Here is an 11,573-nt window from a genome sequence, read left to right as displayed (position 1 = left end):
TGCCTGGCCTTACTGGGCCGGCAACACTTGCGCCGGCGTCGCTGGCGCCAGAATGGCCGGTGCGGGCGCGTGGATGGGCGCCGGTGCCTTGACGGCCAGCCAGCCTGTAGCCGGCAACAGCGGCACCAGCAGCAGGGCCACGATATTGATGATCTTGATCAAGGGGTTCACGGCCGGACCGGCCGTATCCTTGTACGGGTCGCCTACCGTGTCGCCCGTGACGGCCGCCTTGTGCGCCTCGGAACCCTTGCCGCCGAAATGGCCATCCTCGATGTATTTCTTCGCATTGTCCCAGGCGCCGCCACCCGTGGTCATGGAAATGGCCACGAACAGGCCCGTGACGATGGTTCCCATCAAGAGGCCACCGAGCGCCGCAGGCCCCAGCAGCATGCCGACGACGATGGGCACCACCACGGGCAGCAGGGACGGCACGATCATTTCACGGATGGCGGACGCCGTCAGCATGTCGACGGCCTTGTCGTATTCAGGCCGCGCCGTGCCTTCCATGATGCCCTTGATATCGCGGAACTGGCGCCGCACCTCGACCACCACGGCACCGGCCGCGCGGCCGACTGCCTCCATCGCCATGGCGCCGAACAGATACGGTATCAGGCCACCGATGAAGAGGCCGACGATGACCATGGGGTTCGACAAATCAAAGGTGATGTGCTGTCCCACGGATTCAAGTGCATGCGTGTAGTCAGCAAACAGCACCAGCGCGGCCAGGCCGGCCGAGCCGATGGCATAGCCCTTGGTGACGGCCTTGGTGGTGTTGCCGACGGCGTCGAGCGGGTCGGTGATGGCGCGCACGGAATCGGGCAAGCCCGACATTTCCGCGATGCCGCCCGCGTTATCCGTGATCGGGCCATACGCATCGAGTGCGACGATGATGCCCGCCATCGATAGCATGGCCGTGGCGGCGATGGCGATGCCGTACAGGCCGGCCAACTGGTATGAGACAAGGATGGCGACGCAGACGGCCAGCACCGGGTAGGCGGTGGACTTCATCGACACCCCCAAGCCGGCGATGATATTCGTGCCGTGGCCCGTCGTCGACGCTTCGGCGATATGGCGCACGGGCTTGAAATCCGTGCCCGTGTAGTACTCGGTGATGTACACCATCAGGCCCGTGAGCACAATGCCGACGACGGTGGCGCCCAGCATCTTGTAGCGCATGGCGTCGTCGGGCCACAGCAGCCACGTCACCACGGCAAAGCCGACCAAGGAGAGGCCGGCCGCCCACCACAGCCCCGTGTACAAGGCCGACATGATCTTCGCGCCCGGCTTGGTCTTCACCATCGAGCAGCCGACGATGGAAGCGAGGATGGAGACGGCGCCCAGCAGCAGCGGATAGATGATAGCCGTGCCGCTGGCTTCGGCCATCAGCAGTGCGCCCAGCAGCATGGTGGCGATCAAGGTCACGACATAGGTTTCGAACAGGTCGGCCGCCATGCCGGCGCAGTCGCCCACGTTGTCGCCCACGTTATCGGCGATGACGGCCGGGTTGCGCGGATCATCCTCGGGAATGCCCGCCTCGACCTTGCCCACCAGGTCCGCGCCCACGTCGGCGCCCTTGGTGAAGATGCCGCCACCGAGCCGCGCGAAGATGGAAATGAGCGAGGCGCCGAAGGCCAGGCCAATCAGGGGCTTGATCAAGTCATGCTGCGTCAGGCCAGGCGCGCCCGTCGTCACCAGCAGCCAGTAAAACAGGGTCACGCCCAGCAAGCCCAATCCCACCACCAGCATGCCGGTAATCGCCCCGCCCTTGAAGGCCACGTTCAGCGCCTGGTTGATGCCCAGGGTGGCCGCCTGCGCCGTGCGCACATTGGCTCGCACAGAGACATTCATGCCGATGAAACCGCAGGCGCCCGACAGCACGGCGCCGATCAAAAAGCCCAGCGCCGTGTGCAGGCCAAGCAGCACATAGATGGCGATCAGGAGTACCACGCCGACGATGGCGATGGTACGGTACTGGCGCGCCAGGTAGGCGGCCGCGCCTTGCTGGATGGCCAGGGCGATTTCCTGCATGCGCGCGTTGCCGGGATCCTGCCTCAGTATCCAGCTACGCGAGACCAAACCGTAAATGACTGCGACCACGCCGCAGGCTACCGCAAACCACAAACTGGCTGCCATATCGTCCCCTTCTGTTTTTATCCGACGTCATTGCCAACAGCTGCAGACCGCACCGGGTAGGCACGCGCAGCCAGGAAAACACGACCTGCAAAAAACTTCTACTCGAAAACGATACGGCGCCCGGCTGAAGCGCGGGCACAAAAAAAGCGGACACCGAGGTCCGCTTTTCAAAAACTGCTTATTCCGCCAGGGCAGCAAATGCGCTGTCGCGGATTTGCTCGACCGGACCGACGCCGGCGATGCGGCGGTATTTCGGTGCGCCTGGCAGGCCGGACTTGGCCCAGTCGTTGTAGTAACCGAGCAAGACCTTGGTCTGGTTATGGTACACATCCAGGCGTTTCTTGACGGTTTCCGCCTTGTCGTCGTCGCGCTGGATCAGCGGTTCGCCCGTGATGTCATCGACGCCATCGACTTTGGGCGGGTTGAATTTGACGTGGTACACACGGCCCGAACCGGGATGGCTGCGGCGGCCATCCATGCGCTCGATGATCGAAGCGTCAGGCACATCGATTTCCAGCACGTAGTCGACATTGATGCCGGCATCTTTCATGGCGTCAGCTTGCGCGATGGTGCGCGGGAAACCGTCGAACAGGTAGCCATTGGCGCAATCGGCTTCCTGCAGGCGGTTCTTGACCAGGCCGATCATGATGTCGTCCGACACGAGGCCGCCCGCATCCATGACTTTTTTCGCCGCCATGCCCAGTTCCGTGCCTTCCTTGATCGCCGCGCGCAGCATGTCGCCCGTGGAGATTTGTGGAATGTTGTATTTTTCTTTGATGAAATTAGCTTGGGTGCCCTTGCCGGCACCGGGTGCTCCTAAAAGTATCAGACGCATTGAAAATTTCCTAAAAAGCAGATTTTGGATGGTGGTATGTGTAATTATTTTTAGATGATGTTGCTATGGCTATCTTTCCCTACGAAACTTACCACAAAAAATCCCTGAAACGCCAGTTTGCTGTCGATTTGCTATGCCCTGATTGATCAAAGCCAGCAATTGGCGAGACGGACGTTTCAAAATGTGGTTTTTACTGCAGACGCACAAAACTATATTTGCACGCCTGCCGTTTTGCGGGTAGCGCTTACAGGGCGCCGTAATGCGCTTGCACGCGTTCGAGATCTTGCGGCGTGTCGACACCGGCAGCAGGGGCCGAGTCCGTGACATGCACGGCGATGGCAACACCGTGCCACAGCACGCGCAACTGCTCCAGCGCCTCGATGGCTTCCAGCGGCGAAGCGGACAATTGCGGATATTCCTGCAAAAACGCATTGCTGTACGCATACAAGCCGATATGGCGCAGCGGTACATAATCTTGCGGCAAGTTTTCACGGGACTGCGCGAAGCCGTCGCGGTGCCAGGGGATCGTGGCGCGCGAGAAATACAAGGCACGGCCATTCTTGTCCAGCACGACCTTGACCACGTTCGGGTTGAATGCATCTGCCACCTCGTGCAGCGGATGCGCGCAGGTGGCCATGGGAACGGCGGCGCTGATCAGCGCAGCGCAGGCGGCCAGCAAGGACGGATCGATCAGGGGTTCGTCACCCTGCAGGTTGACGACGACGGCGTCGGGTGGCAAATCAAGCGTGCGCGCCACTTCGGCGATGCGGTCCGTGCCCGACGGATGGTCGGCACGCGTCATGCACACTTCCACGCCATGCGCGGCGCAGGCGGCGCGGATGCTCTCATGATCGGTGGCGACGATGACGCGCGCGGCGCCCGAGAGCCGCGCCTGCTCGGCCACGCGCACCACCATCGGTTTGCCGCCCAGGTCAGCCAGCGGCTTGCCCGGCAGGCGCGTCGAGGCCAGGCGGGCCGGGATGATGACGATGAAGGCCATCGTTATTCCACTGCGTCTTGCAGGGTGCGCGCTTCATCCGCCCACATGATGGGGATGCCATCGCGGATAGGATAGGCCAGGCGGTCGGCGCGGCAAATCAGTTCCTGCGCCTTCTTATCGTGTTCAAGCGGACCCTTGCAAACAGGGCAGACCAGGATATCAAGCAGTCGAGCGTCCACGACATTTCTCCACAATTTGTTGGGCCAGCGCGCTATCGATGCGCGCACTGACGGGGACGACCCACAGTCTCGGGTCATCTTTGAGATGTTCACTTTGCGCACATTTTACTGCATCCTTCTCGGTGATCAAGATCACATCCGTGTCCAGTGCCGCAAATGGCTGGTCGAGGAAGTCGTGATGATCGGGCAGGGGCAGTTCCATGAAGTCCAATCCGGCCCCGCGCAGCATGGCAAAGAAACGCTGCGGGTTGCCGATGCCGGCCGCCGCCACGATGCGCTGGCCGCCAGCTGCCAGTGTTGCCAAAGGCAGCCGCTCGCTGCGGTCGACCAGGCGCTCGGCCACGCCGCCATCGAGCAGCATCTGCACGACCAAGGAACCCGCGGGCGCGACCCCGGCAACGAGATCCGGCGCCAGCTCCGGCGCATTGATCACCGTTACATCGCGCCGGCGGCGCGGCGATTCGCGCAAGGGACCGGCCGGCAGTAGCCAGCCATTGCCGGCGCCGCGACCGTCGAACAGCACGATTTCCACGTCGCGCTGCAAGGCGTAATGCTGCAAGCCGTCGTCCGTCACCAACACGTCGACGTCCGGGTGCGCCGCCAGCAGCGCCCTGCCCGCTTGCGCGCGGTCGCGCCCCACCATCACGGGGCAACCGCCGCGCTGGAAGATCAGCAGCGGCTCGTCGCCCACCTGCTGCGGCGTGGAAGCAGCGGTGACGGCGCGCGGCGAACGGTCGGCGCTGCCATGCCCGCGCGAAATGACGCCAGGGCGCATGCCCGCGTCGCGCAAGGCTTGCACCAGCCAGATCGTCAGCGGCGTCTTGCCCGTGCCGCCGATAAAAATGTTACCGACGACGACGACGGGCACGGGCAGCCGGCTTGACTGCAGCACGCCAGCGCGGTACAGGCCGCGCCGCACGCAACTCAGGGCGCCGAACAACAGGGAAACGGGCCACAGCGCGCACGCCAGCGGGCCGCGCGCCAGCCAGGCGCGGGTGAGAGTCGATTCAAGCTTGGCGGGGGAGGATGTGGGCATGCGGTGAGGGGTAAAGTTGGAAACCCCAAGAAACATCCGAGGTCGCCCCTGAGGATGCGGCCCCGGTGTTGCCTGGCTTAGAGCACTATCTGCCGCCAGCCTGCGCCGCGAACGTCAGCTTTTCATAGCCGGCCAGGCGTGCCGCTTCCATCACGTGGATGACCATCTGATGCATGGCGAACTGGTCGGCGTTGACCACCACCACGGGTGTCTGCGCGGGCGCCTTGCCGCCATTGGCCGCCTTGGCTGCGTTCTGCAGGGCGTCGGCCAGGCCGGCCACGTCGCGGAACGAGACCGGTTCGCGGTTGACCGTGTAGTTGCCCTTGGCATCGATGGTGACGTCGATCTGCTGCGGCTTGTCCTTGGCTTGCTCGGCATCGGCGGTCGGCAAGGTGATCTGCAATTCCGTAAACTTGCTGTAGGTGGTGCTGACCATCAAAAAAATCAGGATCACCAGCAGCACGTCGATGAACGGGATCAGGTTGATTTCGGGGTCCTCACGCCCCTTGCCTTTGCGGAAGTTCATTTGCGGCCACTGTGGACGATATCGACGAACTTGACCGCTTGCTGCTCCATGTCAATGACGAAGCTGTCGACGAGTGCGCGGAAGTGGCGGTAGAAGACCAGGGCCGGCATGGCGATGGCCAAGCCGAAGCCCGTGTTATACAAGGCTACCGAGATGCCGTGGGCCAATTGTGCGGGATTCGAGCCGCTGGCGTTTTGCGAACCGAAGATTTCGATCATGCCCACCACCGTGCCAAACAACCCCATCAGCGGCGCGAGAGTGGCGATGGTGCCCAGGGTCGTCAGGAAACGCTCCAGCGTGTGGGCCACGCCGCTGCCCGCCTCTTCGATCGATTCCTTCATCACCTCGCGCGGCGCGTCGACATTGCGCAGGGCGGCGGCCAGCACCACGCCCAGCGGCGAATTGTCTTCCAGCTTGGCCAGCGTGTCCGGCGTGATCTTACCGCTGCGATACACCTGCACCACTTCATCAAACAGCTTGCGGGGCAGGATCTTGGCACGGCGCAAATACAGCAGGCGCTCAATGATCAAGGCCAGGGCGACGATGGAAGCGATCAACAACAGCCAGATGGGCCAGCCAGCGGCTTGAAATATAGCGAGCAAAAGAAACTCCTGGTAAAGGGAAGGCGATGGACCGCCCGGACAGCCTGTATTGTACCGAGCGCCGGCGTCCGATGGCATGTCGGCGCAGGAATGGCGCAATGTAGCGCGTTGCCGCGCCGGCGGCAAGTGGCGCCTGCATGCGCACTTGCCCACACGGTGCAGCGGGCGGGCGCGGCCAGCACACAGTTTTGCACACTTTGTGTGGATAAGATTGTGAGCAAGCATGAAGTCCAGCACGCAAGTCATTGATTCACATGGAGATTATCGTGCTGCGCAAAATACAGGCATAGCAGCTTATCGACAGTAGTCAATGTCAATAAATTAATACTTGAAGAGTTCTGCACATTTACTGTGGACAAGATTGTGCGCAAAGCCGAGGAATTCAATTAAGTCATTGATTTTAAAGAAAATTAACTCAATGCATAAATAAGTGGCAGCTGGAGCGAAGCAAGTGGCATGATGACCGTCGAAGTTCTGCACACAATCTGTGGACAAGATTGTGTGCAAGCGCAAGAATAGACACCAAGTGCATTGATTTATATCGTTTTTATTACCCTGCATAAAAATGTAGCAAGATGGGAAAGGCCGGGTTTTTCATGCCAAAAAGCATCCTCAAACAACACTTTTCCACCCCAAGTGCAGTTCCACACATAAATTGTGGATAAGATTGTGAGCAAGCCGATTGACTCCAGGCAAGAGCATTGATTTTAAAGGGATTTCTTTCACTGCTGAAAATTAAGGCAGCGATGCGGCCTGTGCATGCAGTGGAAAACGGGAACAAACCACGCAACGGTTTATGCAGTTTTACACACATTCTGTGGATAAGATTGTGAGCAAGCCCCATACTTAAACGCTACGCCATTGATTTATATGGCTATTTTTTTACTGCGCAAAATTCAGGCAAGCCATGCCATCGACGTTTCAGTGGATAAATCCGGCGCTGCGCCAGAGTTCTGCACATTTTTTGTGGATAAGATTGTGTGCAAGGCCAGGCATGGCATGCTAAGCGCTTGATTCCTATCGACTTTATTTCCATGCGCAAAAATGTAGCAAGGCATTTTTATTGGTCAAATTGGCTTGCAGGGCAATCGTTGTCCAAGGCAAAAAGTTTCGCACACTTTCTGTGGATAACTTTGTGCGTAAGTGGCAGGGGCTGCACTGATGTACTTGATATTAAAGGTTTTTTTACCTGTGCACGCAAATCAGGCATACGGGAATTCTGCATGAAATCAAATACTTAGAAATAAAACTTGTTGTTTTGCGCGATATATGACATAAGCATGACCTCGCCGATAATATGTGGACAGTTCCTCCCCTCCCCCAGCTTGATGATGATCGACAACCCCACTGACAGCGGCTTTGCCGCCCCACCCGTGCTCACCGTCAGCGCCCTGAACCAGGCTGTCGCGCGCCTGCTCGAACGCTCGTTCCCCCTGACCTGGATCGCTGGCGAGATTTCCAACTTCACGCGCGCCACTTCCGGCCACTGGTATTTCACCTTGAAGGACGATGCTGCCCAGGTGCGCGCCGTGATGTTCCGTGGACGCGCCCAGTTTGCCGGCTTCACGCCGCGCGAAGGTGACAAGGTGGAAGTGCGCGCCCTCGTCACTCTGTACGGCGCGCGCGGCGATTACCAGATCAACGTGGAAGCCATCCGCCGCGCCGGCGTGGGCGCCCTGTATGAAGCGTTCCAACGCCTGAAGGAAAAGCTGGCCGCGCAGGGCCTCTTCGACCAGGAGCGCAAGCGCGCCATTCCCATGTTCGCGCGCAGCATCGGCATCGTCACCAGCCCGCAGGCCGCCGCCCTGCGCGACGTCTTGATCGCGCTCAAGCGCCGCGCGCCGCATGTGTCCATCATCCTGTATCCCACACAAGTCCAGGGCCAGCAGGCAGCGGAAAAAATCGCGCACGCCATCCGCACGGCATCAACAAGGGCCGAGTGCGACGTGCTGCTGGTATGCCGTGGCGGCGGCAGCATCGAGGATTTATGGTCGTTCAATGATGAAGCCGTGGCATACGCGATCGCCGATTGTTCCATGCCGGTGATCAGCGGCGTCGGTCACGAGACGGATTTCACCATCGCCGACTTCGCGGCCGACCTGCGCGCTGCCACGCCGACGGCCGCCGCCGAACTGGCGGCCACGCCGCGCGCCGACTGGTTGGCCTCCCTGCGCGCCGATGCGGCCGACTTGCGCCGCGCCATGCGCCGCAGCCTCGATGATGCAGCGCAAACCCTGGACCGCCACAGCCGCCGCCTGCTCAACCCGAAGGCGCAGCTGCAGCAGCAGCGCCTCCAATTGCTGGCCCTGTCGACGGCCATGACGCATGCGGCGCGCGCGCCCGTGAACCAGTCGCAGTACGCGCTGGAACGCCTGCGTTCGCGCTGGGCGGCTTTGCGGCCCGACGTCACGGCGCCGCGCGCGCGCCTACTGGAAGCCCAGCGCCGCGGCGGCGCGGCCATGGCGCAGCAGCTAGGCCAGCGACGCCACCGCCTCGACGGCCTGGCGGCGCAGCTGGAACTGCTCAACCCGCAGCGCACCCTGGAACGCGGCTATGCCATCCTGCGCGACGAAAAAGGCGCCATCGTGCGCTCGCCGGCGCAGTTGCAGGCACGCCAGAATGTCAATGTGCGCCTGGCCGAAGGCAGCGCGCAGATCGGCATCGCCAGCGTGCAGGCCACTTTGGAATAAGCGTTAGAGTAAAAAAGGCCGGGGAAACTCCCCGGCCCAACACCTGCCCTACTGAGTGAACTGCTACTGCTATTGCAACTGCACCTTACGCCATCAGAACTTCATCGACACGCGCGCGCCAAACGTGCGTGGCGCGTTGTAGAAGGCGCCGTAGATCTGCTGCGTGGGCTGGCATGGCATGCCCACGTCCGTGCAGATTTCATTGACGTCAAGCTTGACCGCTTTGTCGGTGGCGTTTTGCACGAACGCTTCCACCGTATAGGCCTTGTTCGCCGGCTGGAAGCGCAAGCTCAGGTCCAGGGTGGTGTAGGCTTCCTGGCGCTTGACACCTGCGTGGCCAGGCACGTCGCCATTGAAGGCCCCCGCTCCCACGTACGACATGGTTTCATAATGCACCGAGGCGCGCGGCGTGAGCTGGCCGCCTGCGACAGCGAAATCATGCTCGTACTGGACGGTCGTGGAAAACTTCGGCGCATGCTTCATGGTGCTGCCGCCCACGTTCACCAAGGGCGCCGTCGAGCCGCAGGACTGGCCATTCGCGCGCGCCGCATCGACGTCGCACGACATGAAATCATCGTACACGGCTTTCAGCCAGGTGGCATTGCCCGTCAGGCGGTCGACCGATGTTGGCCGCCACACCCACTCCGCTTCCAGCCCCTTGACGGTGGCGCCGGCCGCATTGAAGTTGGCCAGCACGCTGTTGACCACCTGCGATTCGAGCTTGTCCTTGTACTTCATCAGGAAGGCATCGAGGTTCAGGGTCAGTTCGCGGTTCAGCAAGTCCGACTTGAAGCCGATTTCATAGCTGGTCAGTTTTTCCGGCTTGGTGGTGGCGCCGCCGTCGCCGATGGCCGGCGAATGGAAGCCCGTGGTCACGGAACCGAACAGTAAAATATCGGAGCGCAGCTTGTACTCGATGCGTCCCAGCCAGGTGGCCTGACCATATTTCAGGTCGGCCGTATTGTCGCCCGGCGTATTGCCGCAGGTGGCGGCCGTGATGGCGCCGCCCGGCCCGATATTGTGCGTGTTGGCCAGGCCCGTGCCCGGCGTGACCAACTGGCGCAGCTGGTCGGCAGTGAGCACGGTCGTGCCCAGCGGCGTGTTCGCGGGCCAGTTCGGGCATGCCCAATTCTTGCCGCCGATGTCGAATTTATGGTCTTTCGTGTAGCGCGCGCCGGCCGTCAGCTTGATCTGGTCCGTCACCTGCTGGCTGACCTGGCCGAATACGGCCTTTGATTTGAGCTGGCGGTCGCCCTGGATGAAAGACATCGACGAGGCGTACTGGCCGACGGTGGGCTGCACGAAAATCACGGCGCCGTTGGCGATATCCTGCTGCACGGCCGCCTGCGAAATCTGGCTGCGGTCGATATCGAAGCGCACCTTGTTCTTTTCATTGAAGAGGAACAGGCCGGCCACCCACTGGAACGGCGCATCGTCGTCCGAGCGCGCCTGCAGCTCGTGCGAATAGCTGTCGAACTGCGCCCAGTCGGTGCGGTTTTCCGACTTGAAGCCGGGGAACAGGCCCGCATCGGCATCGTTGCTGTTCTGGCGCTTGTAGCGACTCCAGCTGCCCAGGTAAGTAAAGTCCAGCGCGTCCGTCGGCTTGTAATTGAGCTTGCCCTTGTAGGTCAAAATCGACTGGTCCAGGGTGCCCGGCGTGTCGATCAGGGCCGAGCGCAGCTTCTCGCCCCCTTTCGGCTCGGCTGCCAGGTAGACGTTGCCGGCGCCCTGGTCGAGGAAGTAGTCGGCGATGAAAGTGCCGCGCAGCTGCGGCGTGAATTTCCACAGCAGCGAGGCGCGCACGCCCATCTGGTCGCCGGCGCCATACTTGGCCGTGCCCGGCATGACGTTCGAGCCGCGGCGGAAGTCCACCGTGCCGTCGTGGCTATCCTTGATGGCGGCAATGCGCAGCGCCACGTCGTCGGACAACGGAATATTGAGCATGCCCTGCGTCTGCAAATGGCGCTTGTCGCCCACTGTGATGCCGGCCGAACCCATGAACTTGGCCGTGCTCGGCGCGGCCGATACCAGGTTGACGGCGCCGGCCGTCGAATTGCGGCCATTCAGGGTGCCCTGCGGTCCGCGCGCCACCTCGACGTGGGACAGGTCATACATCAGCGCCGTGGCGCCCTGCGGACGCGGCGAATACACGCCATCGACATAAAAGGCGACGGCCGGGTCGCCCAGCTCCGTGTGGTTGGCCGAACCGACGCCGCGCATGTAGACGTGCACGCCGCCCGAATCGCCATGCTGCTCGACGACCAGGCTCGGCACCATGGTGGCCAGCGAGGCCAGGTCTTTCACTTGATTGTTTTGCAGGGTGTCCTGGTTGAAGGCGGTGACGGCCAGTGGCGTCTCCTGCACGAAGGTGTTGCGCCGCGTGGCCGTGACGACGATGCGGTCCATCTGCTCGGCTGCCGGTTTTGCCGTGTCAGTGGTGGTCGTGCTACTGGCCGCCTCCTGCGCCACGGCGGCACCGCTGCCGAGCAAAATGCACTGGGCGAATGTCGCATGCGCCAGGCTGAGGGCGATGGTATTGCATTTGAGCTGTTGCATTGTTGTTGTCTCCTGT

General features: G+C 61.7%; 9 protein-coding genes. 1 reads left to right on the top strand and 8 read right to left on the bottom strand.

The annotated features are described in order from the left end of the window. Positions 1–9: 9 nt before the first annotated feature. The 7 genes from ACQ4W7_RS19290 to ACQ4W7_RS19260 form a co-directional block, all read right to left on the bottom strand. Positions 10–2,133, bottom strand: coding sequence for a sodium-translocating pyrophosphatase (locus ACQ4W7_RS19290; RefSeq protein WP_426072763.1), 2,124 nt, complete (start codon positions 2,131–2,133; stop codon positions 10–12). A 178-nt stretch (positions 2,134–2,311) separates the two neighbouring features. After that, positions 2,312–2,968, bottom strand: a complete 657-nt coding sequence (gene adk / locus ACQ4W7_RS19285) for an adenylate kinase (protein WP_436532561.1) — start codon at positions 2,966–2,968, stop codon at positions 2,312–2,314. A gap of 244 nt (positions 2,969–3,212) precedes the next feature. Beyond that, positions 3,213–3,968, bottom strand: a complete 756-nt coding sequence (gene kdsB, locus ACQ4W7_RS19280) for a 3-deoxy-manno-octulosonate cytidylyltransferase (RefSeq protein WP_436532559.1) — start codon at positions 3,966–3,968, stop codon at positions 3,213–3,215. A 2-nt stretch (positions 3,969–3,970) separates the two neighbouring features. After that, positions 3,971–4,147 carry a Trm112 family protein gene (locus tag ACQ4W7_RS19275; RefSeq protein ID WP_010395789.1) on the bottom strand — a complete coding sequence of 59 codons (177 nt, stop codon included), beginning with the start codon at positions 4,145–4,147 and terminating at the stop codon, positions 3,971–3,973. Beyond that, complete coding sequence (lpxK, locus tag ACQ4W7_RS19270; RefSeq protein ID WP_436532557.1) at positions 4,128–5,183, bottom strand: tetraacyldisaccharide 4'-kinase; 1,056 nt, start codon at positions 5,181–5,183, stop codon at positions 4,128–4,130. Before lpxK ends, ACQ4W7_RS19275 begins: the two co-directional genes overlap by 20 nt. 85 nt (positions 5,184–5,268) lie before the next feature. Next, positions 5,269–5,709, bottom strand: a complete 441-nt coding sequence (locus ACQ4W7_RS19265) for an ExbD/TolR family protein (RefSeq protein ID WP_436532555.1) — start codon at positions 5,707–5,709, stop codon at positions 5,269–5,271. Further along, the gene (locus ACQ4W7_RS19260; RefSeq protein ID WP_436473959.1) at positions 5,706–6,311 is read right to left on the bottom strand and encodes a MotA/TolQ/ExbB proton channel family protein; all 606 of its coding nucleotides are present in this window, start codon (positions 6,309–6,311) and stop codon (positions 5,706–5,708) included. Before ACQ4W7_RS19260 ends, ACQ4W7_RS19265 begins: the two co-directional genes overlap by 4 nt. 1,328 nt (positions 6,312–7,639) lie before the next feature. On the opposite strand from ACQ4W7_RS19260, the gene xseA reads away from it, so the two are divergent. Beyond that, positions 7,640–9,001: an exodeoxyribonuclease VII large subunit gene (xseA, locus tag ACQ4W7_RS19255; protein ID WP_436532675.1), complete on the top strand. Its 1,362-nt coding sequence runs from the start codon at positions 7,640–7,642 to the stop codon at positions 8,999–9,001. Between the two features lie 93 nt (positions 9,002–9,094). On the opposite strand, the gene ACQ4W7_RS19250 is transcribed toward xseA, so the two are convergent. Next, on the bottom strand, positions 9,095–11,557 hold the full coding sequence (locus tag ACQ4W7_RS19250) for a TonB-dependent receptor (RefSeq protein WP_436532553.1): 2,463 nt from the start codon (positions 11,555–11,557) through the stop codon (positions 9,095–9,097). Between the last annotated feature and the right edge of the window lie 16 nt (positions 11,558–11,573).

It is taken from the genome of Janthinobacterium algoris, assembly GCF_051380935.1.
Taxonomy (GTDB): Bacteria; Pseudomonadota; Gammaproteobacteria; order Burkholderiales; family Burkholderiaceae_D; genus Janthinobacterium.
This window is presented reverse-complemented; position numbering and strand designations above follow the sequence as displayed.